Source organism: Hymenobacter metallicola (assembly GCF_004745645.1).
Classification (GTDB): domain Bacteria; phylum Bacteroidota; class Bacteroidia; order Cytophagales; family Hymenobacteraceae; genus Hymenobacter; species Hymenobacter metallicola.
On the sequence record NZ_SRMB01000002.1, the window covers coordinates 340,431 to 358,566 of the forward strand.

Consider the following 18,136-nt stretch of genomic DNA (forward strand, 5'->3'; position numbering starts at 1 on the left):
TTCCCGTAAATACCTTTCATGAACTATCCGCTTCCTGCAGCGGCTCGGCAGTACGTGGCCGACCATCTGCATGATGATCCTGCTAAACTGGCCCTGCAAGCCCGGCGCTATCCGGGCTTGCCGGTACCGGACTTGGTACGACAAATACAAGCCCGCCAGAAGGCTCGCACCAAACTACCGGCCTGGGCCGATAACCCAGACCTGATTTTTCCGCCGGCACTATCCGTAGAACAGGCTTCCTCGGCCCGGGCGGCGGCTTTCAAAGCCAGCCTGGTGCAAGGCCAGCGCCTGGTAGACCTCACCGGCGGCTTTGGGGTAGATGCCAGCCATTTTGCCGCCCGCATACCCGAAGTACACTACGTGGAACGGGACCCAGGTCTGGTGGCAGTTGTGCAGTACAACCTGGCTCAGCTGGGTATCACCAATATCACCTGCCACGCCAACGACGCGCTGAGCTTTTTGAAGAGTACCCCCGACACGTTCGACTGGATCTACTTGGATCCGGCTCGTCGTAGCTCGGCCGACAAAAAGATTTTCCGCCTGCAGGACTGTGAGCCCGACGTACTGCGGATTTTGCCTTTACTGCTGCACAAAGGTCGCCGGGTGCTACTCAAGACCTCGCCCATGCTCGATATTGAGCAGGCTTTGTTGGAATTGAAGCAGGTGCGCCGCCTCTGGGTGGTAGCCGTTGACAATGAGTGCAAGGAAGTACTGTACGAACTCAGCCCCGACGCCGCCGTCGACCCGGAACGCTACACAGTAAATTTGCTGCGTAACGGCCACCAACAGGAGTTCCGGCTGAACAAGGCCCGCGAAACCCGCGCCATTGCCCGGTATGCCGAGGCCCAGGGCTATTTGTACGAACCCAACGTCGCGGTGCTGAAAGCCGGTGGCTTTAAAAGCATTGGTACGGCCTTCGAGCTGCTCAAGCTGCATCAGCACAGTCACCTGTACACCTCCGATACTCTACGCGCCGACTTTCCCGGCCGCATCTTCCGCATTGTGGCCACGGAGCGGTACGACCGGGACGCGCTACGGGCCCACCTGGGGCCCGAGGCCCGGGCCCACGTAACGACTCGCAACTTCCCGGACTCCGTGGCCGACTTCCGGCACCGCACCGGCATTCGAGAAGGCGGGCACCTGTACATGTTTGCCACCACTGATTTACAAGGCAAACTAGTAGTGCTGGTGTGCGAAAAGCTTTAAGTACGCAGGTAGGACATCCATCCATTACGGAATACAACTCGCCTTACTAACAAGAAAAGCCCTTTCCCGTGACGCACGGGAAAGGGCTTTTCCAGTAAAAGGCCCAGCACGTTTTTCTAGGGAGGTAGCCCGCGTCTGTTTCAGGAGCAAACTGCTCACGATGCAGTAAAACTTCCGTTAACTTTTTGCCGGGCTAGTCCAGAGGCTGCCTTTCAGGCGAAAACGCCAGGGCAGGGCGGCGTCCAGGCCGGCGTAGTCGATACCAATTCGGGGGCTAGCCAGAACCTGTTCGTCGGCAACGGGCTCCTGGCGGTCTTCCAGCCAGATCAGGTCACCGGACAGGTCGGTACCGTAGTGCTTGGTAGAGATGCCCAGGGCCTGGGTAAGCAAGCCCGGCCCGCCGGTGAGGTTGCGGGCCACTTGGCTAAGGCCCCGGCGCAGCAGCATTTCGGGCACACCCTCAACGGGCTCCAAGCCGCGAATCAGCACCGCATCGGCTTTGCCCGCTTCGTTGGTAATGATATTAAACAGCACGTAGCGGCCGTAAATCAGGTAGGTATAGGCCACGCCGCCGGCTTCGTACATCACTTTGGTGCGGGTCGTGTAGCGGCCCAGGTGCGAGTGGCAGGCTTGGTCGTTGATATGGGCATAGGCTTCCGTCTCCACAATACGGCCACCGGTCAGCACACCATCGATAGCAGTGAACAGGTATTTACCCAGCAGCTCGCGGGCAATCTGGACAACGTCGGGGCGCTGGTAAAAGGCAAGGGGAATCTTGGGCATGGCAACGAGAAAATACTAGTAACAACTACACACAGGGCACTAGGGGAGCCAAACGGTTTCCGGAGCCGAACGTTTAGCTTACACATTCCAAAATCAGCGTATCTTTGTGCCGTTATAGGTGGCCAGACCCCGATTGGGGGGCGAGGCTGAAAAGGGAATCCGGTTCAATTCCGGAGCTGTCCCCGCAACTGTACGCTTCGAGTGTGGGTAGGCCACAAGCTGCCACTGTTTCGCCACGGGCTATTCCGCAAGGAGAGCTCCAGAAATGGGAAGGCGGCCTACCAGAAGCAAGCCAGGAGACCTGCCTATACAGATTTAGTGTTCAGCGCTTTCGGGTGAAAGGCGGAGAATGATTACAGCAGTAACCCCGACGGGTTATTCTTCCCTGTTTTCAGGCTCGGCTTCGCGTTGGTTTTCCTCGTGCGGGGAAGGCTGTGCGTGAAGTTTTGAACCGAATTTTCCTAAACCGGAAATTTGGTTCGGATGATAGGTTTTTGCCATCTGCTGCTTCGGCGGTCTTACGTGCTATTTCTGCCTCTGGGGCTGGCTCTGCCGGCTACTGCCCGGGCCCAGCAGGCCCCGCCCGATTCGGCGCGGCAGCTGACGCGCGTGCAGCAGCTACCCACCGTGCGGGTACAGGGAAGCCGACCCAGCCGCTTTGCGGTGGGCAGCCGCGTCACGACCATCGACTCGGTAGCCTTGGCCCAGTACCGCAGCGGCACGGTAGCCGATGTCTTATCGGCCCGCACTCCCCTTTATATCAAGAATTACGGGCCGGGGCAGTTGGCATCCATTTCGATTCGGGGAACCTCGGCGCGCCACACGGCCGTGTTGTGGAACGGGCTCAACATTGCCCTGCCTTCCCTGGGAGAATCCGACTTCGCGCTTTTTCCGGCCAGCAGCACCACCCAGGTACAGGTGCAGCACGGCCCGGCCAGCGCCCTATACGGCAGCAGCGCTATTGGCGGCACCGTACTGCTTTCCTCTCCTACTCGCTGGAAAGCCGGGCCTCATGCGGCCGCGCAAACGGATGTAGGCAGCTTTGGGCTGCGGGCCCACAACCTCGAAGGCAGCTTTAGCAGTGAGAAGGTGGCGGTGCGCACCGCGGCTTCGCAGCGCGCAGCCGATAATGACTTTCCCTATTCGGTGCGCGAAGCCACAGGGATGGTGCGGCACCGGCAGGAAAATGCCGCTTTTCGGCAGTGGAGCCTAAGCCAGGATGTAACGCTGCGCACCGGTCAGCATGGCGAATGGATGGCAGCGGCGTGGCTTACCGACTCCGACCGGCAGATTCAACCGTCGACTGGCTCGGCCAACAACCACGCCCGGCAGCTTGACCAGAGCCGCCGCCTGCTGGCCAGCTACCGACACCTAACGACCCAGCACGAGACGGGCGTACGGGTAGCCTGGTTCGACGATGTGCTCAACTATCAGTCGGACGACGTGACCAGCACGTCGCGGGTGCGGACTACGCAGGCCCAGGCCGAGCACACATTTACTTTTCAGCCCAACTTTAGTCTGCGCCTGGGAGCCGAAGCCCAGCACTTCGGCGGCCGGGTGAGCGGCTACCGGCAGGCCATTGATGAAAACCGGTACGCCGGTTTTGGCCTGCTGCGCTTCGACCCCATTTCCACCCTGCGCCTGACGGCCAATCTGCGGCAGGCCGTGCTGCCCGGGCACCGGGCGCCGCTGGCCCCCACCCTAGGCGCTGAGTGGCAATTCTGGCAAACCCCGACGCAAACCCTGACGGTGAAGGCCAACGCCTCCCGGAGCTACCGGGCCCCTACGCTAAATGAGCGGTTCTGGCCCACTGGCAACCCCAATCTACGCCCCGAATCGGGCTTGGGCTACGAAGCCGGGCTGGCCCATATCTGGCAAACTGCCAACGGTATTTCCGTCCAGACAGATCTGACCAGCTACCACCAGCTAGTCGACGACTGGGTGCAGTGGCTACCCGACCAGCAAGGGCGCTACACTCCCAAGAATCTGCGCCAGGTGCGGGCCCAGGGCGTGGAAGCAGCCTCCCGGCTGCGGTGGCAGCACCAGCGCTATGCCGTGCAGGCGGGGCTGCAGTATGCCTACACTCAGTCGCGAAAGGTGCAGGGCTACAACGACGACCCGGACCCCGTGGGCAAGCAGCTGGCCTACGTGCCCCTGCACGCGGCCTCGTTCAGCACCGACCACCACTGGCGGCGCTGGCTGCTTTCCTCGGTACTCACATACACGGGGCCCCGCTTTATTGATGCCACCGCCCGCACCGAGCTCAACGGCTACCTGCTGCTCAATGCTTCGGTAGGCCATACGCTGCAACTGGCCCCGCACTGGTCCGTGACGGTGCTGGCCCAGGGCTTCAACCTGACCAATCTGGTGTACCAGAGCTACGAATACCGCGCCATGCCGCTCCGCTCAGGCAACCTGAGCCTACGCGTCAGCTGGCACTAACTCTTCTTAATACTTCACCTTTTCCATTTTACATGCGCTTCGCTAACCCGCTTTCAACCCTCTCCCGCCTAGCCCTGACCGGTGCTGTGGTCCTGGCCCTAGCCAGCTGCTCCGATGACCCGGAACAAGGCCCGGCCTACAACATTGCCAAAGATGACAACAACGTCTTCGTGCTGAATGAAGGCAAATTCCTGACGCCCAACGGCTCGATTTCCTACTTCAAAAAGTCCGACAAGAAGGTCGTTGACCCGAGCATTTTCCAGACCGTAAACCAACGGGAACTGGGCGACGTGGTGCAGTCGATGCTGGTGGTAGGCAACCAGGGCTACATTGTGGTGAATAACAGCAAGAAGCTGGAGGTCGTGAATCTAACCACCTTCCAGACTATTACCACCGTCACGGGCCTTGAGCAGCCCCGCTACGCCGTAGCCGCCGGTACCGATAAGGCCTACATTACGGAGTGGGTGAAATACGGCAGCCCGGGCCGGGTGGCCGTGCTGGACCTGCGCACCAACACCATCACCAAGACGATTCCCGTGGGCAAGCAGCCCGAGCAACTGGTGGCCGTGAATGGCAAAGTGTACGTGGCCAACTCCGGCGACAACAACCTGAGCGTTATCAACCCGGCTACCGACGCGGTGGAAAGCACCATCACCGTTCCGGATGGCCCCAGCAGCCTGGTGGTCGACAAAACCGGCAGCATCTGGGTACTGGGCGCGGGCTTTACCGTATACAACAGTCAGCCCCCCTACAACGTCATTTCCTCGACGCCCGGCAGCCTGACCAAGGTCAACCCGGCCACCGGCACCATCGGCAGCACCCTGCTGTTTCCTGGCAGCAACCCCGGCGGCCTGCGCATCGACGGTACGGGTACGCAGCTCTACTACCGCTACCGGGCCGCCGTGTACCGCATGAATACCACCGACGCCGCCCTGCCCACCACACCCTTCCTGCAGCGCAACTTCAGCGGCTTCAACCTCGACCCCAAGGACAACACGATTTACGCCGGGGTTTCGCCTTCCTACACCAACAACGGCAAGCTGATTCGCTACCAGACCACGGGCACGGCCATCGACTCGTTTGAAGTCGGCATCGGCCCCAACGGCTTTATTTTTTATTAGTCGATCCGCTAGCGTAGTCTTATTCTAGGTGCTTTAGATAAGTGAAAGGCCCAGCCGCTCATGGAGCGGCTGGGCCTTTCTGCAGTAGACCCCGGAAGCACTAGTCTTCGAGGCCGTCGTTGTTGCGGTCTTTGGCTTCGCCGGCGTGGTCGTACAAATCCTGGCCCGTCGTGACTTTTGCGGTGTCGCCGGCCATGCCGTTGGTGTTGGAGGAGCTTCTTTCCCCGGGAGCGGGGTCTTTAGTTTTATGGTCACCGCGTTCCACGTTGGTATCACCGCTGTCGGTGCCCGTGTCGCAGGCCGTGAGAGATGCTGATGCTAGCAGAAAGGCCAAAGCCAAGGGACGGAGCAGAAAGATTTTCATGGGTTGGATCTGAAAAGTAGGGAGCTGAGGTATATCCTACGGCTGACCGCCGCCGTGGTTCTTGCGTATGGGTGGGAGAATGTCATGAGCGGCATTAATATAGGCCAATTCCTATTTAATTCTGAATGCACGGTCTGCGTAGAGCCGGCCGGGAATCAGAGAAGCCTTGGCCAGGCAGGCGGAGCCAGATGGGCGCCGAAACTGCTTTCCCAATATCTTTGTTGCTCAGCCTTGCTTATGAATCGTTTCGCCACCCTGTCTTTTTTCTCCCCCGCCCTGCTACGTCGTACCGGGGTGCTGGCCGGGGTAAGTTTTTTATTGGCGCTCCTGCTGATAAGCTACGTTTTTGGCCTCTCGAATCATTTCCTTGGTCGATTATTCAGCGCTTTTTTCGTAATATTCTGGCTCCTAGCTGTTACGTTCCTCGGCATTGTGCCGTTTGTGAACTGGGCAGCTACTCGTTGGTTTGGTAAGGAATGGTCGGAAGTGCCCGCAGAGCCTGCGCGGCGTGCCCGACCGGCTTCGGCTTCGGTTGCATCAAATAATCGGAAACCCACGCGGCCTGTGCCGCGGCAGAACACTCCAAAACACCCGTGAAAACGACCCTTCTCCACATTAAGAACATGGTGTGCCCCCGGTGCATCGACGCGGTACGGCACCTTCTCGAACAGGCAGGTTACCGTCCGACTCAGGTAACGCTGGGTCAGGCCCAGCTCGACCACACCACCCCGGCTGATCCGGCAGTGCTGGCCCCGATTCTGCACGAAGCCGGCTTTGAAGTGCTGATGGGCCGGGCCGACCAGCTCACCGAGCAAATCAAAGGAGCCCTGGGCGAATACCTTGAGCACCTGCGCACGGCCCGGATGCCCCTGACCACCTCCGCCTTCCTGACTGAGCGGTTTGCGGCCACCTACTCCCACCTGAGCAAGGTATTCTCGCGCACGGCCAACCTTACAATTGAGAAATACCTGATTCGCCTCAAAATCGAGCGGGTTAAGGAAATGCTCAGCTACGGGGAAATGACCCTGAGCGAAATTGCCGACCAGATGCGCTACAGCAGCGGCCAGCACCTAAGCAACCAGTTCCGCCAGGTGACGGGCCGCTCCGTGAGCGAGTTCCGCCGGGACCTGATGCCCAAGCGCCTTTCCTTGGATCAGCTGGCCTAAGCTGACCTTCTACCTATTTAGCTCATACCCCGTGGGGTAACTGAGAAGCTCGGCTTTCTCGGTTGCCCCACGGGTGTTTACAGGAGTTTGGTCGGGCGGGCCTGAACCAACGCGGCGCGCTACACTGTTCGGGCGTATCTTTGTGGTTCTCTTTGCCGTGCTGCCGTGTCTTCTGCTTCGCCCCGAATCCTGCTCATTACCCCGCCGCTAACCCAGCTCAACACGCCTTACCCGGCCACGCCCTACATCAAGGGCTTTTTGGGAGGCCGCGGCTATCAGGTTACCCAGGCCGACCTAGGCCTGGAGCTAGTGCTGAAGCTGTTTTCGGAAAGCGGACTCCGGCGGGTATTTGCCGCCATTGCGGCCGGCGGGTTCGACCTATCCGACAACGCCCGGCGCATGGTGCGCCTGCAACGCAGCTACCTGGCCACCATCGGGCCAGTTATCCGGTTTTTGCAGAACAAGGACAACACCTTGGCGCCCCGCATCTGCCACAGCCGGTTTCTGCCCGAAGCCGCCCGCTTCGACAACATTGCCGACCTCGAAACTGCCTTCGGTACCCTGGGCCTCACTGACCAGGCTCGGCACTTGGCCACCTTGTACTTGGAGGACCTGGGCGACTTAATCAAGGAAACCGTGGGGCCGCAGTTTGGCTTTTCCCGCTACGCCGAGCGGCTGGGCATGTCGGCTACTACGTTTGATGCCATGCACGAAGCGCTGCAAACGGCCCCGAACCTGCTGGACCAGATGCTGCTGGAACTGCTCGACGAGCTGGTAACCCGCGTGGAGCCCGATGTTGTGGGCTTTTCGGTGCCCTTTCCCGGCAACCTCTACGGCGCTTTGCGGCTGGCGGGCCGAGTAAAGCAAATCCGGCCCCGGGCCAAGACTCTGATGGGCGGCGGCTACCCCAACACCGAGCTGCGCCAAATCAAGGAACCCCGCTTCTTCGACTATATCGACTTTCTGACCCTCGACGACGGGGAAGGTCCCTGGCTGCGCCTGCTCGAATACCTGCAAGGCACCCTGACTACGGCCGACTTGCAGCGCACTTTCCGGCGCAATGCGCACGGTCAGGTTGAGTATCTGAATACCGCCCAGGCCGTGGATATTCCGCATACTGAAGTTGGCACCCCCGATTACAGCGACCTGCCGCTGACTGAGTATCTGTCGGTCATTGAAGTACTGAACCCCATGCACCGGCTCTGGAGCGACGGACGCTGGAACAAGCTTACCATTGCCCACGGCTGCTACTGGAAGCGCTGCTCGTTCTGCGACGTGACCCTGGACTATATTTCCCGCTACGAAACCGCCCCGGCCACCTTGCTCGTCGACCGGATTGAGCAGATTGTAGCCCAGACTGGGCAGACTGGGTTTCACTTCGTCGACGAAGCCGCTCCTCCCCTGGCCCTGCGCGACCTAGCCATTGAGCTGCTCAAGCGGCAGGTGAAAATCACTTGGTGGGGTAATATCCGCTTCGAGAAAACATTCACGCCCGACCTATGCCGTCTGCTGGCTGCCTCGGGCTGCATCGCCGTATCGGGCGGGCTGGAAGTGGCTTCCGACCGGCTGCTGGCCCTCATGGAAAAAGGGGTTACCATTGCCCAGGTGGCCCGCGTCACGGACGGCTTCACCCAGGCCGGCATTATGGTGCACGCCTACCTGATGTACGGCTTCCCGACTCAGACGACCCAGGAAACCGTGGATGCTCTGGAAGTGGTGCGGCAGCTGTTCGGGGCGGGCATCGTGCAAAGTGGCTACTGGCACCGCTTCGCCATGACGGCCCACTCGCCCGTGGGCAAAAACCCGGCGAAATATCAGGTGGTGCCCATCGGCCCCGAGCCCGGCGACTTTGCTTGGAACGACCTGTGGCACGACGACCCGACCGGCACCGACCACGAGCGTTTTGGTACCGGTTTGGCCAAGGCCCTCTACAACTACATGCACGGTGTAGCCCTGGATGAGCCTTTGAGCTTCTGGTTTGACTTTAAAACGCCGCGCTCCACCGTGCCCCGCCACTTGGTTCAGCAGGCCCTGCAGGACCCGGGCAAGCCCGACTTTGCCAAGCAGAACCAGCGGCTGTTCTGGCTCGGCAACGCCCCCGAGCTGACCTACACCGAGCACAAGAAAGGCCAACGCGCCGTGCTGACCTTTTATGAGCAGGCCGAAGACTTCGAGGTAAAAACTTCTGGCCCCGTCGGGGCGTGGCTGCACCACCTCCTCACCGGCCTTACCTCCGAGTATGATACCAAAGTGCTGCTGAAAGAGGCGGCGGCCACCTTCCCAACCAGCGTGGCGGGGCTAAGTTTCGAGGCTTTCCTGACTACTCCAGCCTGGCAGCTGCTGCGCGAAAAGGGCTTGCTCGTTTTATAAAACCGGTCTATCCGCTAGCGGGAAGCGCGCTGACGCAGCCAGGTAACCATCGTTTCGACGAAGCCCGGGGCAGGTTGGGGCCAGCTCCACTTGCCGTCACTGTTCAGCCGCCCCGGCATCACAAAATCGGCGTTTGCCAACGGAAAGCTACGCACTATAGAGCCCCGGCGCGCACCCAGAGCCGTCCGCAACCGGCGGGAACTGTCGCGCACATTCAGGCTGGTATCGGCCGCGGCATAACAGGCTAATACCGGAATCCGCTGCCGCCCCAGGGCCTGAAAGGGCTTGGCTTCGGCCGCCGAAGCTACCGGAACATTTTCCAGCACGACAAACGAAGCCGTGGGTTGGGTTAAACTGGCCACTGGTACCAGTTGAGCCGCCATGCTGCCCCGGAGCCAAAAGCCCACCTGAGTAGAGTCGACGCCGGGCTCCTTGCGCAGGGCCTGAAAAGCCGTGACAATGCCTTGCAGCGTTGTGGAGTCGGGTTCGGGAGCAGGCCCACTGACCGGCACCACGACCGTCAGAAAGCCTTGCCGGGCCAGCAAATCGGCGCGCATGGTGGCGCTGGCAGCCGAGGCGGCATCGGCCAGCAAGGCTACGGCCGGATGCTGGGCCAGGGTGTCGGTTGGTACCAACAATGTGAGGCGCTGCCGGCGCCCCTGCAACGAGTAGGTGAACGTCTTTTCCTGATAGGCCCGCGGCGCTGGCTGGCCCCGACGGACCCACACGAATTCGGCCTTGATACTATCGAGCGTGAAGACGCCGCGCAGAAAGTCGCCCTCCCGAATAGCATTGACACTGGCCTGGCTCCGCTGCCCGGGCTGCTCAAACATCAGTTGGGGCTCCTTGTAGCGCACCTTGGCCGCGGCAAAGCTTAGTCCGCCCGCCTCCAGAAAGTGCATATCGGCTTCCAGCTTGCCCGGCGTAGTTTCGCGCAGGTCCAGCGCCACCCGCACGTCGGTACCCTGGTAGCTAATCGGTCCTTCGTAGTGGCCCGTGGGCAGGGGCAGCGTTGTGGTACTGGCTTGGTCCGACGAGCAGCCGCTCAACATTCCTATAACCAACCCGGGTAGCCACCAGGCCCCGCGTGGGTACGTAGCACAGGACAAAAGCGGAGGTATTCTCACAAGCTGCGGAAAGGTGACCGGGCACAAAGGTAACGGGCCTTCGGAATGTAGCGCCGCTAGAGGCCTTTGCGCAAAATCAAATCGGTCTGAATGTCCTGCCCCAGCCGGAACTCGTGCTTACCGATTTCCTTGAACCCAAACCGCCGGTAAAACGCAATGGCGGCTTCATTCCGCTCCCAAACGCCCAACACAACGGTGCGGCAGGCATGAGTCCGGGCTTCCTCAATGGCCCGGCGCATTAGGGAAGCGCCTAGGCCGGTGCCTATCCAGTCTTGCCGCACATAGAGGCGCTCTATCTCCAGGCGTGCCGTGGCATCCTTGCCTTCTTCCAGCCCCAGCGCCGAGCCTAGCTTCAGCTTGGCATATCCCACGGGTTCCTGCTGCATCTGCGCTACCAGAAAAGTAGTATCCGGGGCATTGAGTTCGGCCAGCTGCTTTTCAGGGCTGAAGGTTGCCGCCAGAAATTCGGCCATATCGGCCGCGGAGTTGTCGGCGGCGAAGGTATCGTGAAAAGTTTGGCGGCCTAGTTCGGCCAGCTGGGTAGCAACAGCCGGGGTACGCTTGGCGACGGTAATGCGAAGAGGTGAAGACATGAAAGGGAACGGCTGGTTAATCGATAACGTCGTTTTGCCGGTTGTTGCGGCGCATGCGCCACCCCATGCGGAGCATAAACAAGGCGCCCACCAGAAACACCAGGCTCAGCCCGATTCGCGCAGTCGTCAGCGTCCCGGTTTGCCAGGCGGCATAGAGCTCGGGGGAGCGAAAAGCCAGGGCCACGAGCAGCAGCACTCCGGCCAACAGGTAAAGTGCGCCCGTCGTACGGGCCCGACCAGTAGGAGGATACGCCATCAGAGCAGAGTTAGAAGGTCAAACTTAATACGAAATTCCCACGGCCCGTCCCACGAAGGCGTCGGTCGTAAGCTGTTGGAGCATAAACTGCGCGACGTCGGCCCGGGAAATACGCCCTTTGATCTTGGCGTTGGCGAAGCTAAGCGCCACTTTATAGCCTCCACTAGCCTTGCTATTGGTCAGGCCCGCCGGCCGCACGATGGTCCAGTCTAGGTTACTATGCTGAATCAAGGCTTCCTGTCGTTCTTTATCGGCCATGATGTGCTTCAGAAACAGGGGCGCAATTATTTTACTGAAGACAAAGCTTGCCTCATTCTTGCTACTGCCCACGCCCAGCGAGGATTCACAAATCAAACGCCGTACCCCGTAGCGCTGCATGCACTCCAGAATGTGCTGGGTGCCATCAGACAAGGTTGTATCCCCCGACTGGTTTTTCCTTACGCCCAAGGCAAGCAGCACCGCATCGTGGCCGGGTACCGCCTTCTCCACCGTTTCGGGTTCCAGCACGTCGCCTTGCACTACCCGTAGATTCGTGTGCTTCAGTTTCAGCTTGTCCGGGTTGCGTACGAAAGCCGTTACACTGTACTGCTGGTCGAGGGCTTGCTGCACCAGTTGGCGGCCAGTAGCGCCGGAGGCACCAAAAATAAGGACTTTCATAGAAGAAGAATGAGGCGAAACAACGAGTGACTCCCTACCCAGGAGTTGAACTATGTCCTCATACGCAATGCCTGTCCCTGGGTAGCACCACCGGGTGTGGTCATCTTCTCCAGCCACCCTTATGCCCCACCAGTAGAATTCGAAAGTAACGCCTCCCAAGTGTTTTGTATCTGCCGAATGCTGTGTACTTTTGCCTGCACCAACACCCAAGCGAGAGTAGCTCAGTTGGTAGAGCATCAGCTTCCCAAGCTGAGGGTCGCGAGTTCGAACCTCGTTTCTCGCTCATCATAAATCAGCCACTTAGATGAAAGTCTGGGTGGCTGATTTCGTTTATGGCCTACACGTTGACATGTGCTCGGAGTATGATTGATATACTAGGCTCATTAGAAGGCAGGATAGATACCAGTATATAAGCGTTTCACATTTCTCCATTACTGTGGCTCAAACTTGGAGAAACGACGGGGCACTCTACCCAACAGCAGGGCCATACTCACCGCTTTCTGAAGCAGTTCTGCACTCAGCGATGCGGGGTATTATCCAAAAAACACACCACTATAATAAAGCCCACATACGCTACCGTTGCATCATCGACTCAGCTAGCTAGTCGACTGGCAACCTGTTATATAGACACACTTGCCAAGGACGAAATGAAGTAACAGTCCACCGAATTTGCAGTCAGGTAGAAAAGGCAAAACAATAACCTCGCATGCTTTGAATTGCAAAGTACTTTTGCTTTATTTGTACCGTCGCTGCTAAAACTCAGCAAGCTCGGGGCTCTTTCTTCCAAGAGTAGCTTGCCCCCAAACCTTAAGTTTCACCCATTCCGGCTGTTAAATGATTGTCGAAAGCTAACAATGCACGCTCACGTACTTTGCATTTCAAAGAGCTTTTAAAGCTACCCTATGAGTCTCTATTCCATACTTGACCGAATCCACGCGCAGGCGAAGCAAAGCAGATTGCTCCGGGATTTTGCCGTGTTCAACCGCATAGCCCTGGCCGCCGGGTTTCTACCATCGGGCTACGTCAAAATTGCGGGAGAGCGGTTCACAAATTTGCCGGTTTGCCATCCCATGGGTCATTACCTGGATGCTTTTTATCAAACTGGCTATTACTACACTTTTGTGGGAATCATGCAAATATTAGCAGCCTGCTTACTGCTAGTGCCGCGCACAGCAATGCTAGGGGCTTTTATTTACTTTCCAATCATTCTAAACATCTGCATTTTATCCTTAGCCGTGCGCTTTGAAGGTTCCCTGATTACGTCGCCTTTAATGGTATTGGCTAATTTGTACCTTCTGTGCTGGGATTATGACAAGCTAAAATTTATTCTTCCCTTTTACAGGCATGAAACAATTTAATTGATGCTTAACTACGCAGGCGTCGCACTTCTATTCTTTCACAACCGGCTCTTATGCAAATGACACTTATATATACCGTGCTGAAACAGAAATTCTTTACAAGAGCTTTTCCCACTCTTTGGCTAGCGGCACTGGTACTCACGAGCTCTTGCGAGATAATGCCCCGTAATTCCCTGGAAGACTGCCGGTCACAGTGTTCCGACAGTGGCAACCCCCAAACCTGCTACGAATTCTGTGATTGTATTCATAAGAACTGCCAGCCTCTGGCTAATTGTCTGGACGAATACGACAAAGCGCGAAAAGATACCATTCGAGTTCCGAGCCCAAAATAATAGTCATCACTTTTTGCTTTCCGCTTTGCTATGTTGCGAAGCCATACCAAGAATATTTCTCCACAAACCACAGTAAAATAAATCTCACCTTTTAACACAAAAATGCCATGAACAACACATCAAACCTCTCGTCACCCTTTGCCAATTTAGTGAGCTGGCTTTTTGGTTTTATTGCTTTGGCAATCGGCATGGTAAATATTTTTTGGGGCAATGACCCAGGTTTTGGAATTTTTATTTCTCTACTAGCCCTCGTTTTTTTTCCTCCTCTGACAACCTTTATTAAAGATAAGACCGGCTTGTCTATTCACAGAGTTGTAAAATGGGTTCTAGCGCTTTTCATCCTTTGGGCAGCTATCGGAGTGGGAGAGCTATTCGATAAAATCGACCTTATGATGAATAATTTATAGTCCTGAATGCAGAGAAATTAGCTCCGTCTCAATACCCAACCAATATAGCTAACGAAGCCCGCCAAAGCGTTGCGTGATGCAGCGCCTTAGCGGGCTTCGTGGGCGAGAGGCCCCGGCTGGGCTTAGGCTTTAAACCCGCTGGGCTTGAGGCTTGAGTGAGGTGAGGTCGGCAATTTTGACGGGCTTGCCCGTGTCGATGCTCTTGCGGGCTGCAATGCCCACAAGTACCGCCAGGGCCCCGTCGCGGCTGCGGGCGGCCTGCCGGAACGGGTCTTTACCGTCGGGATTGAAGATCTGTTTACGCAAGCGCACATCCCCGCCGCCGTGGCCTTCCTCGGTGTTTGGAATCTGGATCAGCTCCCGCTTGCCGAAGTTGGTGGTTACCTGAATCTCGTCGAACTTCTCCATCTCCCAGGTTTGCTTTTCATGGATCCAGGCGTCGATTTTGCCTTTGGTGCCATTGAAGGAGATGCGGTAGCCCTCGTAAGGGGAATAGGTAGTAAGCGAGTAGCTGACCTGCACATTGTTGGCGTATTTGATCTGCACGGCCATTTTGTCGAAGATGTCCACGTCTTCGCGCCACACGCAACCGTCGCGGTGGTAGCCGTCGTACTTCTCATTGTCGACGTAGATCTTGGTCAGGCGCTCATCCTTGGTGATATCCCAGTAGAACTGGCACTTATCCTTGTGGGGGCAGGGCCGGCAGTGCGTATGGCGGAAGGGGTTGTTTTTGCCGTAGAAATTGAGCTGCCCATTGCCGTAGACCTCCTCAGGATCCGAGTCGAGCCACCAGTTGAGCAGGTCGAAGTGGTGGGAAGCCTTATGCACCAGCAAAGAGCCGCTGTTTTCGCGGCGGCGGTGCCAGCGCCGGAAGTAGTCGGCCCCGTGGTGCACGTCGAGGTACCAATGGAAGTCGGCGGAGGTAACGGTGCCGATGACGCCGCTCCGCAACAGCTCATACAGCTTCTGGCGGTGGGGCGAATAACGGTAGTTAAAAGTGACCATCACCGTTTTGCCCGTGCGCCGCTCAGCGTCCAAAATGGCTTCGCACTTTTTCTCGTCGGTGGTCATGGGCTTTTCCGTGACGATATTGGCCCCGTATTCCATGCCCTTGATGATAAACTCGTTGTGGGTAGAGTCGACGGTGGTGACGATGAGCAGCTCGGGCTTGGTCTGCTTCATCATCTGGTCGAAGTCGGTGAAGGTGGGGCACTTTACACCCAGCATTTTCTTACCAGTTGCTACCCGGCCGGGGTTGATGTCGCACAAGCCCACGAATTCGATTTGGTCGCCGAATTCCTTAAGCACCGACGTGCCCCACATGCCCAGGCCGCGGTGGCCGGTGCCGACCATAGCCACGCGTTTGCGGGAGCCCGCCAGCGCAGCAGCCAAGGCATTATCGGTGAGAAGCGTACCGGCCAGGGCCGTGCCGGTGGTTTGAAGAAATGTTCTGCGATGCATGGGAATTGTGGGTTAGCAAGCACAAGGGATGAAACGTCAACGCACGGGTCGTTGCTACTCCCGGCGGCCTGGGGCCAGGGCCTTCACCCACCCTGTTGACCTTAGTAAACTGGCGGATTTACGGATTGAATGGAAGAAAACCAGATACTTTATCTGTGCAATCGTTCCCGGCAACGTTCTCATGGCTTGTGCTTTCAGAGCCAATGGGTTAGGCGTGCTGCAAAAGGCAGCAACCGGCTGATTCCGTCGGCTTCAGGGAAGCAGGCCCGAAAGGGAAAGGCCGACGAACTTTCGTCCTGCGCCCCAATCGAAATTCAGCCGTATTTTGCGCCCATCGGTATCCGCTGCAGGATGCTACTCACCGTTGGAGCTGCTCCAACCCGACAACTCCGCAATGAGCTTGTGGCAACAATGGGCCGTGTTACTGGGAATTTTGGCGCTCGGCATGCTTTGGAGCGTGCGCGCCCGAAAACTCACCCCGGCCGGGGCTCTGACGGGCGGGGTGCTGGGAGCCCTGATTTTTCTGGGCGCCGGCTGGTGGGGCATTGCCTTGCTAGGCTTGTTTTTCGGGCTGGGCACGGCAGCCTCGGCGTGGAAGGTTGCCGAGAAGCGGCGGCTGGGTCTGGCCGAAGAAAACAAAGGGCGGCGCACGGCGGGCCAGGCGCTGGCCAATGCGGGTATAGCAGCGCTGCTGGGGGCGCTGAGTTGGTATTCCCCGGCGCACCAAGACCTGTTTCAGCTAATGCTGGCGGGCAGCTTCGCGGCGGCTACGGCAGACACCTTATCCTCGGAGCTGGGCAATATCTACGGCCGCCGCTACTACAATGCCTGGACGCTGCGACCCGACACGCGCGGGCTGAATGGCGTCGTCAGCCTGGAAGGAACCTTGCTGGGAGTGGCGGGCAGCGGGCTAATAGCGGTGGTCTATAGTCTGGGCGTGGGCTGGCACCGCGGCTTTTTCTGGTTAGTGGTGGCCGGCACCGTGGGCAACCTGGCCGATTCCCTGCTGGGCGCCACCGTCGAGCGGCAACACTACGTGTCCAATAACGCCGTTAACACGCTGAACACCGCCGTGGGAGCCGTTACGGCTGGGTTGCTGTATTGGCTGGGGTAGGCGGGCCGCTCCATTCGCCGAGCACTACAGCAGCCAATCGAGTACTAGTACGCCAGCCAGCCCAACTACCGAAACAATGGTTTCCATGGCCGTCCAGGACCGTAGCGTGTCGCGGGCCGAGAGGTTGAAGTATTCCTTGAATAGCCAGAACCCGGCATCGTTGAAGTGGGAAAGCAGCAAGCTGCCGGCCCCAATAGCCAGCACCATCAGGTTGGGGTTGGTGGGCGAATGAGCCATAACGGGCAGCATGACGCCCGCTGCCGTGAGGCCGGCAATGGTAGCCGAGCCCAGACACACCCGGATAACGGCCGCAATTAGCCAGCCCAGCAACAGCGGCGGCAAGCCGGTATTCTGCAGGCCCGTGGCAATGTCGTTGCTGATGCCGCTGGCCACCAGCACCTGCTTGAAGGCCCCGGCGCCCCCGATGATGAGCAGAATCAGGGCCACATCTTTTACCGAGGCCGAATAGGAATCCATGACTACTGCTACGGATTTGCCCAGCGCGGTGCCCAGGCTTACCGTAGCTACACCCACCGAGAGCAGCATTACGATACCCGGCTCCGCCAGAAATGCCAGGGTTGGGGCCAGGGGGCTGGTCGGGGGCAGCAAGGCCTGGCTGCCCAGCACCACTGCCAACACCAGCACGGGCAGCAACGACGACAGGAAACTGTTCCAGCGGCCGGGCAGCGCATGCTCGGGCAGCGGGGGAGCCACAAAACCCGACAGCGGCACCGACACAATACCCCGCAGCGTGCGGCCGTACACGGGCCCGGCCAGCACAATAGCCGGCAAGGCAATGAGTAAGCCGTAGCAGAAGGTCAGGCCCAAGTCGGCATGGAACTGCGCAACCAGGGCTGTGGGGGCCGGGTGGGGCGGCAGAAAGCCGTGCATTACCGACAGGGCGGCCAGCATGGGCAGGCCCACGTACACGGCCGGCAACCGGTACTTGTACACCACCGAAAATATCAGGGGTATCATGAGCACGAAGCCCACGTTATAAAACAGGGGAATACCGATGATGAAGCCCGCCACCATCAGCGTCCATTGGATGTAGCGGGTGCCGAAGGTGGAAATTAATGCGGCGGCAATCTGCTGAGCGGCTCCACTTTCGGCCACAATCTTTCCCAACATGGCCCCCAATACTATGACGACCAGCACCGAGCCCAGCGTGTCGCCCAGGCCCTGGTAGATGGCCGCCAGCAGCTTGGCTGGAGCCAGGCCCAGCGCCAGGCCCGCCCCAATGGATACCAGCAGAAACGCCAGAAACGCGTGCACCTTGCCCCAGCTGATAAGGCCAATCAGGGCCAGGACGGCCAGTAGCAGGATCAGAAACGTCATAGCGAAAGGCAGGGCGAGCCGGATAGCGGAAAATAAGACAG

At 58.6% G+C, this 18,136-nt stretch carries 16 protein-coding genes, 1 tRNA gene and 1 riboswitch; of the genes, 9 read left to right on the forward strand and 8 right to left on the reverse strand.

From position 1 onward, the window contains the following. Positions 1 to 18 precede the first annotated feature (18 nt). A complete protein-coding gene (locus E5K02_RS12325; protein WP_135395085.1) occupies positions 19 to 1,206 on the forward strand; it encodes a class I SAM-dependent methyltransferase in 1,188 nt (395 codons plus the stop codon). Between the two features lie 177 nt (positions 1,207 to 1,383). Here the strand turns inward: E5K02_RS12325 and E5K02_RS12330 are convergent, their stop codons facing one another. Further along, the gene (locus tag E5K02_RS12330) at positions 1,384 to 1,989 is read right to left on the reverse strand and encodes a DNA-3-methyladenine glycosylase (RefSeq protein ID WP_135395086.1); all 606 of its coding nucleotides are present in this window, start codon (positions 1,987 to 1,989) and stop codon (positions 1,384 to 1,386) included. 99 nt (positions 1,990 to 2,088) lie between these two features. Further along, positions 2,089 to 2,312, forward strand: a riboswitch (cobalamin riboswitch). A gap of 199 nt (positions 2,313 to 2,511) precedes the next feature. Between E5K02_RS12330 and E5K02_RS12335 the strand changes: the two genes are divergently transcribed. Both E5K02_RS12335 and E5K02_RS12340 read left to right on the forward strand, forming a co-directional pair. Then, the gene (locus E5K02_RS12335) at positions 2,512 to 4,431 is read left to right on the forward strand and encodes a TonB-dependent receptor (protein WP_167856381.1); all 1,920 of its coding nucleotides are present in this window, start codon (positions 2,512 to 2,514) and stop codon (positions 4,429 to 4,431) included. A 32-nt stretch (positions 4,432 to 4,463) separates the two neighbouring features. Next, positions 4,464 to 5,552, forward strand: a complete 1,089-nt coding sequence (locus E5K02_RS12340) for a DUF5074 domain-containing protein (protein WP_135395088.1) — start codon at positions 4,464 to 4,466, stop codon at positions 5,550 to 5,552. 100 nt (positions 5,553 to 5,652) lie between these two features. Here the strand turns inward: E5K02_RS12340 and E5K02_RS12345 are convergent, their stop codons facing one another. Then, positions 5,653 to 5,916, reverse strand: coding sequence for a hypothetical protein (locus E5K02_RS12345; RefSeq protein WP_135395089.1), 264 nt, complete (start codon positions 5,914 to 5,916; stop codon positions 5,653 to 5,655). A gap of 593 nt (positions 5,917 to 6,509) precedes the next feature. On the opposite strand from E5K02_RS12345, the gene E5K02_RS12355 reads away from it, so the two are divergent. Beyond that, positions 6,510 to 7,082 (forward strand): helix-turn-helix domain-containing protein, encoded by a 573-nt coding sequence (locus E5K02_RS12355; protein ID WP_135395091.1) that lies wholly within the window; start codon positions 6,510 to 6,512, stop codon positions 7,080 to 7,082. A gap of 165 nt (positions 7,083 to 7,247) precedes the next feature. Then, the gene (locus E5K02_RS12360) at positions 7,248 to 9,452 is read left to right on the forward strand and encodes a B12-binding domain-containing radical SAM protein (RefSeq protein WP_167856382.1); all 2,205 of its coding nucleotides are present in this window, start codon (positions 7,248 to 7,250) and stop codon (positions 9,450 to 9,452) included. Positions 9,453 to 9,466: 14 nt separating this feature from the next. Here the strand turns inward: E5K02_RS12360 and E5K02_RS12365 are convergent, their stop codons facing one another. From E5K02_RS12365 to E5K02_RS12380, 4 genes are all read right to left on the reverse strand, one after another. Then, positions 9,467 to 10,504 carry a dienelactone hydrolase family protein gene (locus tag E5K02_RS12365; protein ID WP_135395092.1) on the reverse strand — a complete coding sequence of 346 codons (1,038 nt, stop codon included), beginning with the start codon at positions 10,502 to 10,504 and terminating at the stop codon, positions 9,467 to 9,469. Between the two features lie 131 nt (positions 10,505 to 10,635). After that, positions 10,636 to 11,172 carry a GNAT family N-acetyltransferase gene (locus E5K02_RS12370; protein ID WP_135395093.1) on the reverse strand — a complete coding sequence of 179 codons (537 nt, stop codon included), beginning with the start codon at positions 11,170 to 11,172 and terminating at the stop codon, positions 10,636 to 10,638. A 16-nt stretch (positions 11,173 to 11,188) separates the two neighbouring features. Beyond that, entirely contained in the window at positions 11,189 to 11,428 is a 240-nt protein-coding gene (locus tag E5K02_RS12375) for a hypothetical protein (RefSeq protein WP_135395094.1), read from the reverse strand. A gap of 24 nt (positions 11,429 to 11,452) precedes the next feature. Beyond that, a complete protein-coding gene (locus E5K02_RS12380; RefSeq protein ID WP_167856383.1) occupies positions 11,453 to 12,085 on the reverse strand; it encodes an NAD(P)-dependent oxidoreductase in 633 nt (210 codons plus the stop codon). A gap of 210 nt (positions 12,086 to 12,295) precedes the next feature. Here E5K02_RS12380 and E5K02_RS12385 point away from each other — a divergent pair. From E5K02_RS12385 to E5K02_RS12395, 3 genes are all read left to right on the forward strand, one after another. Then, positions 12,296 to 12,368 (forward strand) — tRNA-Gly (locus E5K02_RS12385). Between the two features lie 619 nt (positions 12,369 to 12,987). Then, positions 12,988 to 13,443, forward strand: a complete 456-nt coding sequence (locus E5K02_RS25895) for a hypothetical protein (protein WP_135395096.1) — start codon at positions 12,988 to 12,990, stop codon at positions 13,441 to 13,443. Between the two features lie 439 nt (positions 13,444 to 13,882). Then, positions 13,883 to 14,182, forward strand: a complete 300-nt coding sequence (locus E5K02_RS12395; protein ID WP_135395097.1) for a hypothetical protein — start codon at positions 13,883 to 13,885, stop codon at positions 14,180 to 14,182. A 129-nt stretch (positions 14,183 to 14,311) separates the two neighbouring features. Here E5K02_RS12395 and E5K02_RS12400 read toward each other — a convergent pair whose 3' ends face one another. Then, the gene (locus E5K02_RS12400; RefSeq protein WP_135395098.1) at positions 14,312 to 15,643 is read right to left on the reverse strand and encodes a Gfo/Idh/MocA family protein; all 1,332 of its coding nucleotides are present in this window, start codon (positions 15,641 to 15,643) and stop codon (positions 14,312 to 14,314) included. Between the two features lie 445 nt (positions 15,644 to 16,088). On the opposite strand from E5K02_RS12400, the gene E5K02_RS12405 reads away from it, so the two are divergent. Beyond that, the gene (locus E5K02_RS12405) at positions 16,089 to 16,757 is read left to right on the forward strand and encodes a DUF92 domain-containing protein (RefSeq protein WP_262709849.1); all 669 of its coding nucleotides are present in this window, start codon (positions 16,089 to 16,091) and stop codon (positions 16,755 to 16,757) included. 24 nt (positions 16,758 to 16,781) lie between these two features. Here the strand turns inward: E5K02_RS12405 and E5K02_RS12410 are convergent, their stop codons facing one another. Continuing rightward, on the reverse strand, positions 16,782 to 18,095 hold the full coding sequence (locus tag E5K02_RS12410) for a gluconate:H+ symporter (protein WP_135395100.1): 1,314 nt from the start codon (positions 18,093 to 18,095) through the stop codon (positions 16,782 to 16,784). Positions 18,096 to 18,136: the final 41 nt, after the last annotated feature.

Excerpts from the sequence above, each read along its gene's own strand:
- E5K02_RS12405 (WP_262709849.1), top strand. The coding sequence starts at position 16,089 with ATGCTTTGGAGCGTGCGCGCCCGAAAACTCACCCCGGCCGGGGCTCTG.
- E5K02_RS12410 (WP_135395100.1), bottom strand. The coding sequence starts at position 18,095 with ATGACGTTTCTGATCCTGCTACTGGCCGTCCTGGCCCTGATTGGCCTT.
- E5K02_RS12395 (WP_135395097.1), top strand. The coding sequence starts at position 13,883 with ATGAACAACACATCAAACCTCTCGTCACCCTTTGCCAATTTAGTGAGC.
- E5K02_RS12340 (WP_135395088.1), top strand. The coding sequence starts at position 4,464 with ATGCGCTTCGCTAACCCGCTTTCAACCCTCTCCCGCCTAGCCCTGACC.
- E5K02_RS12380 (WP_167856383.1), bottom strand. The coding sequence starts at position 12,085 with ATGAAAGTCCTTATTTTTGGTGCCTCCGGCGCTACTGGCCGCCAACTG.
- E5K02_RS12370 (WP_135395093.1), bottom strand. The coding sequence starts at position 11,172 with ATGTCTTCACCTCTTCGCATTACCGTCGCCAAGCGTACCCCGGCTGTT.
- E5K02_RS12365 (WP_135395092.1), bottom strand. The coding sequence starts at position 10,504 with ATGTTGAGCGGCTGCTCGTCGGACCAAGCCAGTACCACAACGCTGCCC.
- E5K02_RS12325 (WP_135395085.1), top strand. The coding sequence starts at position 19 with ATGAACTATCCGCTTCCTGCAGCGGCTCGGCAGTACGTGGCCGACCAT.
- E5K02_RS12375 (WP_135395094.1), bottom strand. The coding sequence starts at position 11,428 with ATGGCGTATCCTCCTACTGGTCGGGCCCGTACGACGGGCGCACTTTAC.
- E5K02_RS12400 (WP_135395098.1), bottom strand. The coding sequence starts at position 15,643 with ATGCATCGCAGAACATTTCTTCAAACCACCGGCACGGCCCTGGCCGGT.
- E5K02_RS25895 (WP_135395096.1), top strand. The coding sequence starts at position 12,988 with ATGAGTCTCTATTCCATACTTGACCGAATCCACGCGCAGGCGAAGCAA.
- E5K02_RS12345 (WP_135395089.1), bottom strand. The coding sequence starts at position 5,916 with ATGAAAATCTTTCTGCTCCGTCCCTTGGCTTTGGCCTTTCTGCTAGCA.
- E5K02_RS12330 (WP_135395086.1), bottom strand. The coding sequence starts at position 1,989 with ATGCCCAAGATTCCCCTTGCCTTTTACCAGCGCCCCGACGTTGTCCAG.